The sequence below is a fragment of the Paracoccus sp. SJTW-4 genome (genome assembly GCF_047716885.1).
In the GTDB taxonomy this organism is placed as follows: Bacteria; Pseudomonadota; Alphaproteobacteria; order Rhodobacterales; family Rhodobacteraceae; genus Paracoccus; species Paracoccus solventivorans.
This window is the reverse complement of sequence record NZ_CP136681.1, coordinates 1,889,062-1,907,183: the sequence shown is the minus strand read 5'-3', so window position 1 is coordinate 1,907,183 and position 18,122 is coordinate 1,889,062. Positions and strand designations below refer to the sequence as shown.

Genomic DNA, 18,122 nt, shown 5'->3' with positions numbered 1-18,122 from the left:
GGATCGGCACAGGCCGCACGCAATCACCCTGCGACAGGAGGGCGCAATGACAGGATCGACGCAGGCCCGCGCCCGGCCGGGGACGGGCGCCGCCACCGCGACGGCGGCCGAGTTCCAGCGCCTGGACCCCGCGACCGGGCTGGTCGCCTCGACCGCGCCCGCCTGCCGCCGGCGCGAGGCGGTGCTGGCCGCCAGCCGCGCCGCGCACGCCCATGCCGACTGGTCCCGCACCCCGCCCGCCCGCCGGCGCGAGATCCTGACCCGCGCCGCCGAGCTGGTCGCCGCCTATGAGCCTCGGCTTGCCGCCGCGATGCAGGCAGAGATCGGGGCGACGCCGCTGTGGGTGCGGTTCAACCTGGATATCGGGCGCCAGCATCTGGAAAACGCCGCCGCGATGGTGACGCAGGCCAGCGGCACGGTGCAGCGCGACCCCTTGGGCCTCAGCTTCGCCTTTCGCGAGCCGGTCGGGGTCTGCCTGGCGATGGCGCCGTGGAATGCGCCCTTCGTGCTGGGGATGCGGGCGGTCGCCACGGCGCTGGCCTGCGGCAACAGCGTGGTGCTGAAAGCCTCGGAAATCTGCCCGCAGACCCATCTGCTGATCGGGCGCATCCTTGCCGATGCCGGGCTGCCCGAGGGGGTGCTGAACATCGTCACCCACGCCCCCGAACACGCGCAGGAAGTGGTCGAGGCGCTGATCGCCCACCCGGCGGTGCGGCGCATCAACTTCACCGGCTCGACCCGGGTCGGGCGGCTGGTCGCGGAAATCGCCGCCCGGCATCTGAAACGCTGCCTGCTGGAACTGGGTGGCAAGGCGCCGCTGATCGTGCTCGACGATGCCGACCTCGAGGCGGCGGCGGATGCCGCTGCCTGGGGCGCGTTCTTCAACCAGGGCCAGATCTGCATGGCCACTGACCGGATCGTGGTGCTGGACAGCGTGGCCGAGGATTTCATCGCACTGCTGTCGGACCGTGCCCGGCGGCTGCGGGCGGGCGACCCGCGGCAGGAGAGTTGCGCGCTGGGGCCGCTGGTCAGCGGCAATGTCGCCGCGCGGCTGGCCGAGCTGCTGCGCGACGCACAGGAACGCGGCGCGGTGCTGCGGGCGGGCGGGCCGCCGCGCGGCAGTTTCATGGACGCCACCGTGGTGGACGGGGTGGCGCCCGGCATGGCGCTTTACGCCGAGGAGTGTTTCGGCCCGATCGCCGGCATCTGCCGCGCCGCGACCGAGGCCGAGGCGATCGGCATCGCCAACGATACGCAATACGGGCTGTCGGCGGCGATCTTCAGCCGTGACAGCGGGCGCGCGCTGCGGCTGGCGCGGCAGCTGGAAACCGGCATCTGCCACATCAACGGCCCGACCCTGAATGACCGCCCCGACCAGCCCATCGGCGGCGTCAAGGACAGCGGCTACGGCCGGTTCGGCGGCGTATCGGTGCTGGACGAGTTCACCGAGCTGCGCTGGGTCACCCTGGCCGATGCCCCGCGCAGCTATCCGTTTCTGCAACCTCCGGCCAGCGAAGGACCCGACAGATGATGCTTTTCGGAAAGACGGTCGCCATCACCGGCGTGGCCAGCGGCATCGGCCGGCGCACGGCGGAACTGGCGGCGCAGATGGGGGCCGATGTCATCGGCATCGACCGCAACCCGCCCGCGCAGGCGGTGGGCGATTTCATCCGGGGAGACCTGTCCTCGGCCCAGGGCGTGCAGGCGCTGGCGCAGGCGCTGCCCGACGGCATCGACGCGCTGCTGAACATCGCGGGCGTGTCGGGCAACACCGGCGCGGCGCCGACGCTGGCCATCAATTTCTATGGGCTGCGGGCGCTGTCCCAAGCGCTGGCGCCGCAGATGCGGCCGGGCGGCGCCATCGTCAGCGTCGCCTCGATCGCCGGCTATGGCTGGCGAGGCAATCTCGACCGGGCGCGGGCGCTGGTCGGGGCGCAAGGCTTCCCCGACACCGCCCGTCTGGCCGCCGATCTGGGGGTGCCGGACGAGGCCGGCTATCCGGTCTCGAAAGAGGCGCTGATCCTGTGGACCCAGATCGCGGCCTTTCAGCCCGCCTTCCGCGACCGCGGCATCCGGGTGAACAGCGTGTCCCCCGGCCCAGTGGAAACCCCGATCCTGACCCAGTTCCGCGAGGTGCTGGGCGAGGCGCGGGTCAACAGCGACGTGACCCGCGTCGGCCGCGCCGGCACCCCGGGCGACATCGCGCCGGTGGTGCTGTTTCTGGCCTCGGACGGGGCGCGCTGGATCAACGGCGCCAATATCGCGGCGGATGGGGGGCTGGAAGCCTCGGTCAACGCCGAAACCATGGGCTTCTGAACAGGACATGCAGATGGACACCAAGCTTCTGATCAACGGCGAACACCGCGCGGCCGCGGGCGGGCGCAGCTATGACCGGCGCGATCCGGTGACCGGGGCGGTCGCCTCGACCGCCGCCGCGGCGGGGGATGCCGATGCGCTGGCGGCGGTCGCCGCCGCCCATGCCGCCTTTCCCGGCTGGTCGCGCACGTCGCCCCAGGACCGCCGCGCCCTGCTGCTGAAGGCCGCCGACGCGATGGAGGCGCGGATGGACGACTTCATCGCCGCCGCCATGGCCGAAACCGGCGCCACCGGCCCCTGGATCGGCTTCAACGTGACGCTGGCCGCCGGCATCCTGCGCGAGGCTGCCAGCATCGTCACCCAGGCGGGGGGCGAGATCATCCCCTCGAATAAGCCCGGCTGCCTGTCGATGGCGGTGGCGCGGCCGCACGGGGTCTGCCTGGGCATCGCGCCGTGGAACGCGCCGGTGATCCTGGGCACCCGCGCGGTGGCGGTGCCGGTGGCGCTGGGCAATACCGCGGTGCTGAAATCCTCGGAAATGTGCCCGGAAACCCACCGGCTGATCGGGCAGTGCTTTGTCGATGCCGGGTTCCCGCCGGGCGTGGTCAACGTGATTTCGAACGCGCCCGAGGACGCAGGCGCCATCGTCGAGACCCTGATCCGCGCGCCCGAGGTGCGGCACGTGAACTTCACCGGTTCGACCCGCGTGGGGCGGATCATCGGCCGGCTGGCGGGCGAGAACCTCAAGCCCGCACTGCTGGAACTGGGCGGCAAGGCGCCTTTCGTGGTGCTGGAGGACGCCGATATCGACGCGGCGGTGAATGCCGCGATCTTCGGCTGCTACATGAACCAGGGCCAGATCTGCATGTCGACCGAGCGGATGATCGTGGTCGACAGCGTGGCCGACGATTTCGCCCGCAAGTTTGCCGAGCGCGCGGCGGCGTTGCCGGCCGGCGATCCGCGCGGGCAGGTGGTGCTCGGGGCGCTGTGCCTGCCCGGCGCCGCCGACCGGATGGAGGAACTGATCGCCGATGCCGTCGCCAAGGGCGGCCGGGTGCTGGCCGGCGGCAGCCGCGACGGCGCCGTGGTCGCCGCGACGGTGATCGACGGGGTCACGCCGGAGATGCGCATCCACTCCGAGGAAAGCTTCGGCCCGGTCAAGCCCATCATCCGCGTGCGCGACGAGGCCGAGGCGCTGCGAGTCGCCAACGACAGCGACTATGGCCTGTCCTCGGCGGTGTTCAGCCGCGACATCAGCCGCGCCATGGGTTTTGCCGAGCGGCTGGAAACCGGCATCTGCCACATCAACGGCCCCACCGTGAACGATGAGCCGCAGGCCCCCTTCGGCGGGGTCAAGGCCTCGGGCTATGGCCGTTTCGGCGGCAGGGCCGGCATCGCCGAGTTCACGCAGCTGCGCTGGGTCACCATCGAGGACCCCGCCCAGCCTTATCCGTTCTGATCGCCCCCAGGCCGCGGCCCGCGCGCCCGGGCCGCCGCCACACCTGTCCAGGGAGGAACCATGTTCACCAGACGCAGCTTCATGCAGGGCAGCGCCGCCCTGCTTGGCGCGCTGTCCGCCGCCGGTGCGGCCGGTGCCACGCCAGCGGCGGCGCCGATCACCATCGACAGCGCCGAGACCCCGTTCTTCGGCCCCGGGCCGCGGCATCTACGGCTGGCGGGCAGCCAGCTTGACCGGTTCCGGCAGTTGCGCGCCCTGCTTGCCGACCCGGCGGCGTTGCGGCTTGAGCTTCATCTCGATGCCGCGGCCGAGGTGCTGCTGGACACCGCGCTGAATGCCCAGGGCCGCGCGGTCCTGCACCGCACCCGCCGCGGCGCCATCGAACGCCTGACCATCCAGAGCAGCTGAGGACACCATGTTCGACCCCAGATTGATCCCCGCGCTGGCGCTTGTGCTGGCAGCGGGCGGGACCGCCCTTGCTGATGCACCGCGGCTGGATGCGCAGCGGATGTTCCCCTCGGGCGAGATCGCCTTTCAGAAGATCTGCGCCCGCTGCCACACCGGGCGCGAGGATGCGGTCGGCCCCGACCTGACCGCCAACGACTATGACCCCGACACCATCCGCCATTTCGCCCGCCACGGCTCGGGCCCGATGCCGGCCTTTACCGAATCGATGGTGGATGCAGTCACCCTGGATCAGATCGCCGCCCACCTCGCCTCTATCCGCAAGGAAACCGAAGAATGACCACGCAGCGCGAAATCACCGTAACCCCGGACGGGGTGTCGCCCGAACAGTTCATGCAGGCGATGACCCGGTTTGAAAGTGTCGTCGGCCCCGACAACGTGCTGACCGGCGAGGATCGGCTGACCCCCTATCGCAAGACCATGATGCCGGTGGCGGACGAGGATTACGCCATGTCGGCGGTGCTGCAGCCGACCAGCGTCGAGCAGGTGCAAGAGATCGTGCGCATCTGCAACGACTTCGGGGTGCCGGTCTGGCCGACCTCGACCGGGCGCAATTTCGGCTATGGCACCTATGCGCAGGGCAATGCGCAGGGGCATCGCCATCAGGTGGTGATCGACTTCCGCCACATGAACCGGATTCTGGAGGTGGACGCCGAACTCGGCACCGCGCTGCTGGAACCGGGCGTCACCTATCAGCAGCTGGTGGATTATCTGGAAGAAAACAACATCCCGCTGTGGGTGTCCTGCCCGGCGCCCTCGGCCATCGCCTCGCCGGTGGGCAACACGCTGGACCGCGGTGTCGGCTACACCCCCTATGGCGAGCATTTCATGATGCAATGCGGGATGGAGGTGGTGCTGCCGAACGGCGATCTGCTGCGCACCGCCATGGGCGGCGTCGAGGGCTCGAACAGCTGGCAGGTGTTCAAATGGGGTTACGGCCCGTATCTGGACGGCATCTTCACCCAATCGAACTACGGCATCGTCACCAAGATGGGCCTGTGGCTGATGCCGAAGCCGCCGGCCTACAAGCCCTTCTACATCCGGTTCCGCGACGACGACGACATCGCCGAAATCGTGGACATGATGCGGCCGCTGCGCATGGCCAACATCATCCCCAACGCGGTGGTCTTTGCCCATGCGCTGTGGGAAGCCCCCGCCGTCATCCCGCGGTCGAAATACTATGACGGCCCCGGCGCCATGCCGCAGGCCGAGATCGAGCGCATGAAAGAGGCCGAGGGCTTCGGCGCCTGGAACGTCTATGCGGCGCTTTACGGCACGCCCGAGCAGATCGAGGTGAACTGGAAGATCGTCACCGATGCGGTCAAGCCGCTGGGCAAGGGCGAGATCTTCACGCAGGAGGACATGGCCGGCACCGAGCCGTTCGAATACCGCGCCGCCTTGATGCGGGGCGGGATGAACCTGCAGGAATTCGGGCTTTACCGCTGGCGCGGCGGCGGCGGCTCGATGTGGTTTGCGCCGGTGACGGTCGCCAAGGGATCCGAGACACTGAAACAGACCCGGATGGCCATGGAGATCCTGAACCGCTGGGGCTTCGACTATTGCGGCGAATATATTGTCGGCATGCGCGACATGCACCACGTCATCGACCTGCTGTTCGACAAGACCCACCCCGAGGATACCAGCAACGCCCATGCCTGCATGACCGAGCTGATCGAGACCTTCCGCCAGCACGGCTATGCGGTCTATCGCACCAACAACGCCTTCATGGATCAGGTGGCAGAGTGCTACGGGCCGGTGCAGCGGCGGGTGAACCAGACCCTGAAACGGGCGCTGGACCCCAACGGGATCATCGCCCCCGGCAAGTCGGGGATCACCGTCTGAGAACGCCGCCCGGCCGCCCGCCGGCCGGGATCGCGCCCCGAAATCCCCTCGTGCCCTGTCCTTGGCGGCGCGATGCCCTATGTCATGTGCATGATCGTGGTGTCGCGCGCTTTCCCCGGATCGCCGCGGCATCGGTGGATCGAGGTTGAGGGGGCGTGATGGGACGGCTGTCTTTCTTTACCGGCATGATGTCGGGCCTGTTCGAAAGGGTGCCGCGGCGCGGTGCGGCCCGCCGGGGCCGCGCCTCGGGCGACGGGATCACCGAGCTGGCGCTGGCGCTGCTGTCGGCGCAGGGCGAGGTCTCGGGGACGCGGCTGGCGGGCGAGATCCTGGACGAATACCGCGGGCTGGACCGCGACGGGCAGCTGGGGTTCTTCGGCTGGATGGCCGGGGCGCTGGACGTGGACCCGGCCGCGATCATCGCCGCGGCGGAACGCTATCGCGATGCGCCCGACCGGCGGTCCTACATGGCGCTGGCCGAGGCGGCCGAGCCGCGCCGGCAGGAACTGCTGCGACGGCTGAACCAGGCGCCGGGAGCGACGCTGGATCTGGTGCGGATGCGGCTGGACCTGCTGCGGCTGCTGCCCGACCACCCCGGGCTTGCGGCGCTGGACGTGGATTTCCGGCATCTGTTCCGGTCGTGGTTCAACCGCGGCTTTCTGGTGCTGCGGCCGATCGACTGGCACACGCCCGCCAACATCCTTGAAAAGATTGTGGAATACGAGGCCGTCCACGCCATCGACGACTGGTCCGACCTGCAACGGCGGGTGATGCCGCAGGACCGGCGCTGCTTTGCCTTCTTCCACCCCTCGATGCTGGAAGAGCCGCTGATCTTCGTCGAGGTGGCGCTGTGCCGGGGCATCCCGTCCTCGGTCCAGGACCTGCTGGCGGAAAACCGGGTGGCGATGGACGACGAGGATACCGATACGGCGGTGTTCTATTCGATCTCGAACTGCCAGGAAGGCTTGCGCGGCATTTCCTTTGGCAATTCGCTGATCAAGCAGGTGGTGGCGGAACTGCATCAGGAACTGCCGCAGCTACGGACCTTCGTGACGCTGTCGCCGATCCCGGGGCTGATGGGGCATCTGCGCGCGCAGGACGACGATTCCGCCCGCAAGCTGGTCGCCGCGGCCGAGGCGGGCGACCGCGACGCCATCGCCGCGCTGTCGGACCGGCTGCGCATCCATGCCGCCCGCTGGCTGGCCGAGGAAAAACGCCCCGGCGGCGCCCCCGCCGACCCGGTGGCGCGGTTCCATCTGGGTAACGGTGCCGAGCTGCATCTGATCCACGCGCTGGCCGATGTGTCGGCGCAGGGGCTGGCGCAGTCGGCCTCGGCCATGGTCAGCTATCTTTACGACCTGGACCGGGTCGAGGCGAACCACGAGGCTTTCGCCTCGCAGAATACCGTGGTGATGTCCAAGGATATCCGGGCCCTGCTGTCCCGGGGCAAGCAGACAGGAAAGACCAAGGAATGACCAACCCGCTGTATGACGCGCTGATCGCGCCGCAGATCGACCGCGCCGCGCCCCTGCTGCTGACTGACGGGGCCGAGATTTCCGGCGCCGAGTTCGCCGCCATGGCCCATCGCTTCGCCCATGCGCTGGTGGTGCTGGGGCTTGAGCCGGGCGACCGCATGGCGGTGCAGATCCAGAAATCGCCGGCGGCGCTGGCGCTGTATGGGGCGGCGCTGGCGGCGGGGGTGGTGTTCCTGCCGCTGAACACCGCCTATACCCCCGACGAGGTCGCCTATTTCGTGGAAAATTCGGGGGCGGTGCTGCTGGTCTGCGACCCTTCGGCGTCTGAATCGCTGGGGCCGGTCGCAGCCCACCACGGCGCCGCCATGCAGACACTGGACGGCACCGGCGACGGCAGCCTGGCGCTGCTGGCGGCCGAGCAGCCGGACAGTTTCGATCCGGTAGGGCGCGGCCGCGACGATCTGGCGGCGATCCTTTACACCTCGGGGACGACGGGGCGATCCAAGGGCGCGATGCTGACGCAGGCGAACCTGCTGGACAACGCGCAGGTGCTGGTGGACGAGTGGCGCTTTACCGCCGATGATGTGCTGCTGCACATGCTGCCGATCTTTCACACCCACGGGCTGTTCGTGGCCTCGAACGTGTCGCTGCTGTCGGGGGGCAAGATGATCTTCCTGCCCGGGTTCAGCGTGGACCGGGCGCTGCGCTGGCTGCCGCGGGCGACCAGCATGATGGGGGTGCCGACCTTCTACACAAGGCTGCTGGACGATCCGCGTTTCGACCGGGCGCTGACCGGGCATATGCGGCTGTTCACCTCGGGCTCGGCGCCGCTCTTGGCGGAAACCCACCGGCAGTTTCAGGGGCGTACCGGCCACCGCATCCTGGAACGCTACGGGATGACGGAAACCAACATGTCCACCTCGAACCCCTATGACGGCGAGCGGCGCGCGGGCACCGTCGGCTTTCCGCTGCCGGGGGTCGAGCTGAAGATCACCGATCCCGAAACCGGCGCGGAACTGCCGCAGGGCACCCCCGGCATGATCGAGGTGCGCGGCCACAACGTCTTCAAGGGCTATTGGCAGATGCCTGAAAAGACCGCCGAGGAGCTGCGCGCCGACGGGTTCTTCATCACCGGCGACATCGGGGTGATCGACGCGGACGGCTATGTCTCGATCGTCGGGCGGCAGAAGGACCTGATCATCTCGGGCGGCTACAACATCTACCCCAAGGAAATCGAGCTGGTCTTGGACGAACAGCCCGGCGTGCTGGAAAGCGCGGTGATCGGGGTGCCGCATCCCGATTTCGGCGAAGGGGTGGTGGCGGTGATCGTGCCCGAGGCGGGGGCCGAGGTTTCGGCGCAGGCGCTGGAGGCCGCGATTGCCCCCCGGCTTGCGCGGTTCAAGCAGCCCAAGCGCTACGCGGTGGTGGCCGAGCTGCCGCGCAACACCATGGGCAAGGTGCAGAAGAACCTGCTGCGCGAACAGTTCCGGGACAGCTTCACCGGATAGACCACCGGGGCGCGGCCTCTATTCGATGTCGGCCAGATCCGGCACCGCGTCCAGCAGCATCCTTGTGTAATCCGCCTGCGGGTGGTCGAAGATCGCATCGACCGGGCCGCTTTCGACCAGCACGCCCCGATGCAGCACGCCCACGTCATTGGCCATCTGCCGGATCACCGCCAGGTTGTGGCTGATCAGCAGATAGGTCAGGCCGAACTCGTCCTGCAGCTCGCTCATCAGGTCCAGAACCTGCGCCTGCACCGACACATCCAGCGCCGAGGTCGGCTCGTCGCAGACGATGAACTCGGGCTGGCTGGACAGCGCGCGGGCAATGGCGATGCGCTGGCGCTGGCCGCCGGAAAACTCATGCGGGAACTTGCGCATGACGATCGGGTCCAGCCGCACCTTGCGCAAGAGGTCCGCGACCCGGTCCTCGATTTCGGAACCCCGGGCCAGCCCCAGCACCCGGATCGGTTCCGCGATGATGTTGCCCACCCGCCAGCGCGGGTTCAGGCTGGCATAGGGGTCCTGAAAGATCATCTGCACCGCGCGGCGGCGCGCGCGTTCGGCGGCGCTGACCTGCCAGACGTCCATGCCGTTGACCACCACCCGGCCGGCGGTGGGTTCGATCAGCCCGGCGATCATCCGGGCGCAGGTGGATTTGCCGGATCCGGATTCGCCGACCAGCCCATAGGTTTCCCCGCGGCGGATGCGGAAGGACACGTCATTGACCGCCCGGAACGGCGGCACCGCCCGGCCCAGCACCCGCGCCAGCCAGCCGCCGCCGGCGTCGAAATCCTTGACCAGCCCCTGCACCTGAACAAAGGCCGGGGCGCTGTCCTGCGCCGGCGGGGGCGGGGGCTCGCCGGTGCGGGCGATGGTGGGGATCGAGCTGATCAGCTTGATGGTGTAATCCTCGCGCGGGTGGCGGATCACCTGCGCCACCGGGCCGGTTTCCACCACGCGGCCCGCGTTCATCACCATGATGCGGTCGGCGATCTGGGCGATCACCCCCATGTCATGGGTGATCAGCATCACTGCGGTGCCCCGGCGCTGGCACAGGTCCTTCAGCACCTTGATCACCTGCGCCTGCACCGACACGTCCAGCGCCGACGTCGGTTCGTCCGCGATCACCAGTTCCGGGTCGGCGGCGATGGCCAGCGCGATTACCACCCGCTGCCGCATACCGCCGGAAAACTGGTGCGGATAGGCGTGGATACGCCCGCGGGCATCGGGAATCCCGGCCTCTTCCAGCAGCGAGATGGCGCGTTCCAGCGCCTGGTCCTCGGACAGGTCCATGTGCTGGCGGATGGTTTCCACCAGCTGGTCGCCGATGGTGAACAGCGGGTTCAGCGAGGTCAGCGGGTCCTGCATCACCATGCCGATGCGCTTGCCGCGCAGGGCCTGCATCTGCGCGGGCGGCAGGGTGTCGATGCGGGTGCCGGACAGATGCACCTCGCCCGCGGTGATGCGGCCCGGGGGCTCCAGCAGCCCGATCACCGCGGCCCCGGTCATCGATTTGCCGGCGCCGGATTCGCCCACCACGCCCAGTACCTCGCCCGCCGCGATGTCGAAGCTGACGCCATCGAGCGCGCGGAAATTGCCCCGGCGCAGCGGGAAATCCACCACGAGATCGCGGACTGAAAGAACGGGCGTGTCGGTCATTTGCGCAGCCTCGGGTTCAGGGCGTCGCGCAGCCAGTCGCCCAGCAGGTTGACCGACAGCGCCAGCAGGATCAGCGTGACGGCTGGGAAGGCGAGGATCCACCACTCGCCCGAGAACAGGAACCGCTGCCCGATGCGGATCAGCGTGCCGAGGCTGGGCTGGGTGGGCGGCACGCCGACGCCCAGATAGGAAAGCGTGGCTTCCTCGATGATGGCCAGCGCAAGGCTGATGGTGGCGATCACCAGCACCGGCCCCAGCACGTTGGGCAGCACGTGGCGGGTGACGATGGCCAGCGGGTTGCGCCCCAGCAGCCGGGCGGCGGAAACATAGTCCTTTTGCCGCTCGACCATGGTGGTGCCGCGCACGGTGCGGGCGAATTGCGCCCAGTTGGACAGGCCGATGGCCAGGATCAGCACCCAGACCGCGGTCTGTTCCTGCTGGCTGGCCGGGATCAGCCCTTGCGCCACCCCAAAGATCAGCAGCGCGATCAGGATTGCCGGGAAGGACAGCTGCACATCGGCGATGCGCATGATGATGGTGTCGGCAAAGCCGCCGCGATAGCCGGCGGTCAGCCCCAGCGCGATGCCCAGCGTCATCGCGAACAGCGTGGCCGCAAACCCCACGAACAGCGACACGCGCGAGCCGTACATGATCGTCGACAGCATGTCGCGGCCCTGGTCGTCGCTGCCCAGCAGATAGGTGGTGCCCGACAGCGCCTGCTGGCCGGGTGGGGTGAAGCCGTCCATCAGCTCGACCGTGGCGGGGTCGAAGGGGGTGTGCGGCGCGATCCACGGCGCCAGCACCGCCGCCAGGATCAGCGCCAGCGCCACCAGCGAGGCGATGATGGTCACGGGCGAGCGCGACCAGGAAAACCAGATGTCGCTGTCGAACAGCCGCTGCCAGAAGCCGCGCGGGGCGGAAGTGGGGGAAGTGGTCGGATCGGTCATCTCAGCGCCCCTTGCCCTGCACCCGCAGCCGCGGATCGACCAGGTAATAAAGGATGTCCACCACCAGGTTGATGGTGACGAAGACCAGCCCGACCATCATCAGATAGGTCGCCATCACCGGCACATCGACCGCCTGCACCGAGTTGATGAACAGCGAGCCCACCCCCGGCCACTGGAACACGGTTTCCGTCACGATGGCGAAGGCGATCACCGAACCCAGCTGCAGGCCGGTGATGGTGATGACCGGGACCAGCGTGTTTTTCAGCGCGTGGCGGAAGTTGATCACCCGGTCGGGCAGGCCGCGGGCGCGGGCAAAGCGGATATAGTCGCTGCGCAGCACCTCGAGCATCTCGGCCCGCACCAACCGCATGATCAGCGTCATCTGGAACAGCGACAGGGTGATCGCCGGCAGGATCAGCGAGCGCAGCCCGCTTTCGGTCAAAAACCCGGTGCGCCACCAGCCCAGCTGCACCGTGGTGCCGCGCCCGTTCGAGGGCAGCCACTGCAGTTCCACCGCAAAGATGTAGATCAGCCCGATCCCGATCAGGAAGGTCGGCAGCGACACCCCGACCAGCGACAGCGTCATGATGACGCCCGACAGGAACGACCGCGCCCGCAGCGCGGTGAAGATGCCCATCAGCACCCCCAGCACCAGCGCCAGCGTGGCCGACACCACCGCCAGCTCGATCGTGGCGGGCAGCCGGTCGAGGATCAGCCGCATCGCCGGTTGTTGCAGACGATACGAGATCCCGAAATCCCCGTGCAGCGCATTGGTCAGGAAGTTCCAGAACTGGATATAGAACGGGTCGTTCAGCCCCAGCCGCTCTCGCATCAGCTCCTGATCCTCAAGCCGCGTGTCGACCCCGGCCATGGAAACGATGGGATCGCCGACATAGCGGAAGATCAGGAACGCGATCAGCGCCACCACCAGCATCACGATGACGGACTGGAGAAGGCGTCGCACGATGAAGATGAGCATGGGCGGGTTCCTGCAGGTCGATGCCGACAAGCGTCGGGCGGGCGATGGATCGGCGGGAAGGGATCTGGCTGGCGGATAGCGGCTGGCTGGCTGAATCGGCTGGCGGCGAGAGACGGGGCCATCTGGCCGATCCCGTGTCCCGGCGCAAGCGTGACGCAGGGGCGCGGGCAGCAATGCGGCCCGCCCGAGCGGGGCGGGCCGGGCGGCGTCACTGGTCGAAGGTGACGGTCATCATCAGCGGCTGGTTTTCCGGGTGCACCGCGATGTTGACCCCCTTGCGCGTCGCATAGGCCAGCATCTGGTTGTGCAGCGGCAGCAGCACCCGGTCCTTCTGCACCACGTCCCAGATTTCGGCGATGGTGGCGTTGCGCTTGTCGATGTCGATCTCGGTTTCCAGCGACTCGATCTTGGGGTCCAGCTCGGGGTTGGAATAGAGCCCGCCGTTATAGGCGCCGAAATTGCCCTCTTTCGTGTGGACCAGATCGTTGAAGATATAGGCGGAATCGAAGGTCGGCACCCCCCAGCCCATCAGGTAGAAATCCGTCAGGTTGTTGGTGATCTGCGGCGAGTGCTGCGCGATCGGGCGCGAGGCCAGCGTCACCTTGATCCCGATCCGCGCCAGCATCCCCACCACGGACTGCGAGATCGCCTCGTCGTTCACATAGCGGTTGTTGGGGGTGTCCAGCGTGATGGTGAAGCCGTCCGGATAGCCTGCCTCGGCCAGCAGCGCCTTGGCGCGTTCCGGGTCGGGGGCGGGATAGGCGTCCAGTTCCTCGGTCCAGCCGTTGACGAAGGGCGGCGTCGCCACCCCGGTCGGGATCGAGTTGCCGCGCATCACCACCCGCTGGATCGTGTCGCGGTCGATGGCCAGATGCATCGCCTCGCGCACCAGCGGATTGTTGATCGGGTTCGAATCGGTGACGTTCGAGGTCTTCAGCGGCTCTTCGCCGAAGCGGTAGCCCAGATAGATGATGCGGTTTTCCGGGCCCTTGGTGACGGTGATGCCTTCGCTGGATTCCAGCCGCTCGATGTCCTGAACCGGCACGTCCTGCACGAAATCGACCTCGCCCGACAGCAGCGCGGCGATGCGGGTCGCGTTCTCGGCGATGGGGACATAGACGATCTCGGTCACCTGCGGCTTGTCGGCCCAGTGGTTCTCGAACCAGGTCAGGACCGAGCGCACGTCGACCTCGCGTTCGGTCAGCGTATAGGGGCCGGTGCCGTTGGTGTTGCGCACGGCATAGTTGTCCTCGCCGGCGGCATAGTCCTGCACCTCGACCACGTTGTTTGCCTCGGACCATTCGCGGTCCATGATGAAGGTGTTGGTCAGGTTGTCGGGATAAAGCGGGTTCGGGCCGACCATGTGGACCTCGACCGTGTGGTCGTCCACCGCAACCACGTGATCCACCCCCGCGTGCAGCTGCCGCATGTTCGAGGTTTCCGAGCGCGCCCGGTCGATGGAAAACACCACGTCGTCGGCGGTGAACGGCGCGCCGTCGTGGAAGGTCACGCCCTCGCGCAGCTTGAACACCCAGACGTTGGGCTCGCCTTCCTTGATCGCCCACTCGGTCGCCAGCCGCGGGACCAGCGTGCCGTCGACCTCGCGCTCGACCAGCGTTTCGTAGATGTGGTGCAGGAAATTGTGGTTGGTTCCAAGGTTTTGCGAATGCGGGTCCAGGGTGGTCGCATCCGCCGCCTTGGCCCAGCGCAGGGTCTCGGCCGAGACCGGCCCCGCCAGGATGCTGGCCGACAGCAGCGCCGCTGTCAGAAGTTTGTGACGATATTGCATGAGCTTGCACCTCCGCTGCATTTTGTCTGCCAAGGTGACCCGAGCGGGATGGTTCTGCAACTGTCGTTTTGCATCCCCCGCCCGGGCCGCCGGAAGTGACGAGGCGTCAGCACGGGCGGGGCGGGCAGGGCGGGTCTATTCGAACTCCATCTCGGCAAAGACCAGCCCGGCGTTCTTGGTCGCCAGCTCGTCGAAGGTGTCCAGATCCTGCCAGCGGCTCTGGTCGACGTAATAGGCGCCGGCCAGATCGCCGCCCTCGGCGATATGGGCGCCGATCTTTTCGCGCAGGTCCAGCAGGTAGTCGCGGGTGTAAAGCTGCACGGTGGCCATGTCGGTGGGGTGGCCGTGGCCGGGGATCACCACCTCGGCCCCCAAGGGCACCAGCGCATTGTCCCAGGTCTCGATCCAGCAGCTGGTGCAGGTGTCGTTGAACAGCGGCAGCATCCGTTCGTGGAACGCGATGTCGCCGGCGATCAGGGTCCTGTCGTCGGGCAGCCAGACCTGGGTGTCGCCTGGGCTGTGGGCGGGGCCGAGATACAGCACCTCGATCGTGACGCCGCCCATGCTGGCGTCGTAGCGGTCGGTGAAGGTCTCGTCCGGGGCGACGATGCTGGTGCCCTCGGCGCCTTCGCGGGCGTAACCCTTCAGCGATTCCAGCGCCTGCGGGGCGCTGTCGGCGAACTCGGCCGCCGCGTCCTCATGCGCGACGATGCGGACCCCCTGTTCGCGCCAATAGCCGTTGCCCAGCATGGAATGGCCCTGGCCGTTTTCGTTGATGACCAGCCTGACCGGCTGGTCGGTGACGGCCTTGATCTCGTCATGCAGCGCCTGCGCCAGCACGGTCGAGGCGCCGCCGTTGATCACCACCACGCCCTCGTCGGTGACGATGAAGGACAGGTTGTTGTTGTGCCCCTGGTTTTCATAGGTCGGCGGCGCGGTGGCGCCGATGGCCGACCAGACCCGGTCGGTCACCTGCACGGGTTTGTCGTAAAGCGGCGATTCGGGGTATTTGTCGGGGATGTCCTCGGATGCGGCCGCGGCCGCGGCGGCGCAGATGACCGCAGCAGCGGCAAGCGGCGCAAGGCTGCGCCGGACGGAACTGGACATGAAAGACCCTCCCTTACATTCAAACATCACGATATGTGCGAGAATGGAGAGAGGTCAACGCCCCTTATCCGAGGGCAGGGCCAGGATCTGCTGCACGATCCGCGCCGTGGGCTGGCCCGCGTCGATGCGGTGCCAGCCGGTGATCTCGGCCGTGCGCTGCAATTGCGATTCCAGCACCGCCAGCGTGGCGTCCGATACCCCGCCCCGCCGCGCCGCCACCCGCTGGCGCAGCAGCGCCGGGTCGGCGTCCAGCCAGACTCCCAGGAACGCCGCGCCCGCGGCGCGGGCGGCCTGCTCGATCGCGGCGCGGTCGGGTTCGCGGTCGTGCACCCCGTTGGCGACCACCGGCGCGCCCTGCGCCAGCATGGCGGTGCTGCGCCCCGCCATCTGCGCATAGACCTGCGCCGAGACCTCGGGCGCATAGGCGGCGGCGGGCAGCCGTGTTTCGGCGGCGACCCCGTGCATCGCCTTGCGCAGCCGGTCGCTTTCCAGCAGCCGCGCCCCGGGCGGGGGCGACAGATGCGGGGCCAGCGCCTCGGCCACCGTGGTCTTGCCCGACCCGCTGAGCCCCCCCAGCGCCACCAGCCGCGCGGGCGCTTGCGCCAGCAGCGCCTGCGCAAGGTCGAAATACCCCCGCGCCTCGGCCGCCAGCCGGTCGCGGCCTGCGCCCGCGGTTTCGGCCTGGGTGGCGATGACATGCGCCCGCACCGCCGCCCGCACCGCCATGAAGAACGGCAGCAGCGCAAAGCCGTCCTCGTCGCCGGTCGCGTCGCACCAGCGGTTGGCGGCCAGGTTCGCCAGCCCGGCCAGCCCGCGGTGCCACAGGTCCATCAGCAGAAAGGCGAGGTCATAGGCCACGTCGATGCCGGCCAGCTGCTCGTTGAACTCGATGCAGTCGAACAGCAGCGGGCGGCCGTCGATCAGGCAGATGTTGCGCAGATGCAGGTCGCCATGGCAGCGCCGCACCATCCCGGCATCGGCGCGGCGGTCCAGCGCCGGGGCGTGGCGGTCCAGCGCGGCGCGGAAGGCGGTGTTGAGCGCGGTCTGTTCGGTGGCAGAAAACACGCGACTGCCGGCGAAACCGGCCTCGTTGATGCCCAGCACCCAAGCCATGTTGTCGGCGCCGCCCAGATGCAGCACCGGCGCCGAGGCGTGGAAATTGGCGATGTTGCGGGCAAGCGCCTCGATCAGCGCGGGCGTCAGCTGCCCCGCCGCGGCCATGCGGTCGAACAGGCAGTCCTGATCGAAGCGGGCCATTTCCACCACCGCATCGACCAGCTCGCCGGTGCCGTCGAACGCGATGCCCTCGGCGGTCCGCGTCAGCCGCCGCACCCGCAGGTACAGCGCGGGGGCGGTGCGGCGGTTCAGGTCAAGCTCGGCCCCACATGCCGCCAGCCGCAGCGCCGGGGTCGAGAAATCCGCATAGGGCAGGCGCACCGCCCGCTTCATCTTCCAGGCGCGGTCGCCGGCCAGGAAGATGCGCGAGATATGGGTCTCGATCACATCGACCGATGCGCCGCCATGGGTGGCGGGATCGGACAGGAATGCGATCACATCCGCCTGATCGTCCATGGCCGCCCCTTTCGGTTTCAGCCCATCCGCTCGGACGCGTAGCTGCCGGGCGAGGCGGGGAACACCACCGTCTTGTTGCCGTTCAGGAACACCCGCCCGTTCACATGCGCATGGACCGCCCGCGCCAGCACCGCCGCTTCCACGTCGCGGCCAAGGCTGACGTAATCCTCGGGCGATTGCGCGTGGGTCACCCGCACGATGTCCTGTTCGATGATCGGGCCTTCGTCCAGATCGGCGGTGACGTAATGCGAGGTCGCGCCGATAAGCTTCACCCCGCGCTCGAACGCCTGCTTGTAGGGGTTAGCGCCCTTGAAGCTGGGCAGGAACGAGTGGTGGATGTTGATGATCCGCCCCGACATTTCCTGGCACATGCGGTCCGACAGCACCTGCATGTAGCGGGCCAGCACGATCAGCTCGGCCCCGGTTTCCTCGACGATGCGCATCTGCTGGGCCTCGGCCTCGGCCTTGGTCTCGGGGGTCACGCGGATGCAGTAATAGGGGATGTCGTGGTTCACCACCAGCTTCTGGTAGTCCATGTGGTTCGAGATCACCGCCACGATGTCGATGGGCAGCGCGCCGATGCGCCAGCGATACAGCAGGTCGTTCAGGCAATGGCCGAAGCGGCTGACCATCAGGATCACCCGGCGCTTGCGGGTCTCGTCGAAGAACTCGGTCTCCATCGCGAAAGGTGCGGCAACGGGGGCGAATCCCTGCCGCAGCTTGTCCAGCGTGCGGCCCTTTTCGCTTCGGAAGCTGATGCGCATGAAGAAACGGCCGGTGTGGGTGTCGTCGAACTGGGCGCTGTCGGTGATGTTGCAGCCCTGATCGGCCAGAAAGCCCGAGATGGCGGCGACGATGCCGCGGGTCGAGGGGCAGGAGACGCGAAGGGCAAAGCGGGACATGAGGGTTCCTGTGGCGGTTTGCGGATCGGGCGGGTGCGGCCGCCGGGCGGCGGCTTCATGCCAGATCGCGGGATGGTTGTCAGCGGTGCGCGGCGACGCAGGCGG

15 protein-coding genes are annotated in these 18,122 nt (G+C 68.3%); 8 read left to right on the top strand and 7 right to left on the bottom strand.

Annotated features, from left to right (window positions below; all coding sequences use genetic code 11):
- Positions 1-46: 46 nt before the first annotated feature.
- The 8 genes from RSP45_RS09355 (at position 47) to RSP45_RS09320 (ending at position 9,065) form a co-directional block, all read left to right on the top strand.
- On the top strand, positions 47-1,531 hold the full coding sequence (locus RSP45_RS09355; RefSeq protein ID WP_415391709.1) for an aldehyde dehydrogenase family protein: 1,485 nt from the start codon (positions 47-49) through the stop codon (positions 1,529-1,531).
- A complete protein-coding gene (locus RSP45_RS09350) occupies positions 1,528-2,316 on the top strand; it encodes a coniferyl-alcohol dehydrogenase (protein ID WP_415391708.1) in 789 nt (262 codons plus the stop codon). Before RSP45_RS09355 ends, RSP45_RS09350 begins: the two co-directional genes overlap by 4 nt.
- Before the next feature lie 13 nt (positions 2,317-2,329).
- Positions 2,330-3,775, top strand: coding sequence for an aldehyde dehydrogenase (locus tag RSP45_RS09345; protein ID WP_415391707.1), 1,446 nt, complete (start codon positions 2,330-2,332; stop codon positions 3,773-3,775).
- 60 nt (positions 3,776-3,835) lie between these two features.
- Positions 3,836-4,183 (top strand): hypothetical protein, encoded by a 348-nt coding sequence (locus tag RSP45_RS09340; RefSeq protein WP_415391706.1) that lies wholly within the window; start codon positions 3,836-3,838, stop codon positions 4,181-4,183.
- A 7-nt stretch (positions 4,184-4,190) separates the two neighbouring features.
- On the top strand, positions 4,191-4,520 hold the full coding sequence (locus RSP45_RS09335) for a c-type cytochrome (protein WP_415391705.1): 330 nt from the start codon (positions 4,191-4,193) through the stop codon (positions 4,518-4,520).
- Positions 4,517-6,082, top strand: a complete 1,566-nt coding sequence (locus RSP45_RS09330; RefSeq protein ID WP_415391704.1) for an FAD-binding oxidoreductase — start codon at positions 4,517-4,519, stop codon at positions 6,080-6,082. Before RSP45_RS09335 ends, RSP45_RS09330 begins: the two co-directional genes overlap by 4 nt.
- Before the next feature lie 167 nt (positions 6,083-6,249).
- The gene (locus RSP45_RS09325; protein ID WP_415394038.1) at positions 6,250-7,557 is read left to right on the top strand and encodes a malonyl-CoA decarboxylase domain-containing protein; all 1,308 of its coding nucleotides are present in this window, start codon (positions 6,250-6,252) and stop codon (positions 7,555-7,557) included.
- Positions 7,554-9,065, top strand: coding sequence for a malonate--CoA ligase (locus tag RSP45_RS09320; RefSeq protein ID WP_415391703.1), 1,512 nt, complete (start codon positions 7,554-7,556; stop codon positions 9,063-9,065). The genes RSP45_RS09325 and RSP45_RS09320 overlap by 4 nt, the downstream gene beginning before the upstream one ends.
- Before the next feature lie 18 nt (positions 9,066-9,083).
- Here the strand turns inward: RSP45_RS09320 and RSP45_RS09315 are convergent, their stop codons facing one another.
- From RSP45_RS09315 to purU, 7 genes are all read right to left on the bottom strand, one after another.
- The gene (locus RSP45_RS09315; RefSeq protein ID WP_415391702.1) at positions 9,084-10,721 is read right to left on the bottom strand and encodes an ABC transporter ATP-binding protein; all 1,638 of its coding nucleotides are present in this window, start codon (positions 10,719-10,721) and stop codon (positions 9,084-9,086) included.
- Positions 10,718-11,668 (bottom strand): ABC transporter permease, encoded by a 951-nt coding sequence (locus RSP45_RS09310; protein ID WP_415391701.1) that lies wholly within the window; start codon positions 11,666-11,668, stop codon positions 10,718-10,720. Before RSP45_RS09310 ends, RSP45_RS09315 begins: the two co-directional genes overlap by 4 nt.
- A 1-nt stretch (position 11,669) precedes the next feature.
- Positions 11,670-12,647 (bottom strand): ABC transporter permease, encoded by a 978-nt coding sequence (locus RSP45_RS09305; protein WP_073068305.1) that lies wholly within the window; start codon positions 12,645-12,647, stop codon positions 11,670-11,672.
- Between the two features lie 208 nt (positions 12,648-12,855).
- Complete coding sequence (locus RSP45_RS09300) at positions 12,856-14,436, bottom strand: ABC transporter substrate-binding protein (RefSeq protein WP_415391700.1); 1,581 nt, start codon at positions 14,434-14,436, stop codon at positions 12,856-12,858.
- Positions 14,437-14,571: 135 nt separating this feature from the next.
- On the bottom strand, positions 14,572-15,543 hold the full coding sequence (locus RSP45_RS09295; RefSeq protein WP_415391699.1) for an MBL fold metallo-hydrolase: 972 nt from the start codon (positions 15,541-15,543) through the stop codon (positions 14,572-14,574).
- Positions 15,544-15,597: 54 nt separating this feature from the next.
- A complete protein-coding gene (locus RSP45_RS09290; RefSeq protein ID WP_415391698.1) occupies positions 15,598-17,115 on the bottom strand; it encodes an AAA family ATPase in 1,518 nt (505 codons plus the stop codon).
- A gap of 17 nt (positions 17,116-17,132) precedes the next feature.
- Positions 17,133-18,017 (bottom strand): formyltetrahydrofolate deformylase, encoded by an 885-nt coding sequence (gene purU, locus RSP45_RS09285; protein WP_415391697.1) that lies wholly within the window; start codon positions 18,015-18,017, stop codon positions 17,133-17,135.
- Between the last annotated feature and the right edge of the window lie 105 nt (positions 18,018-18,122).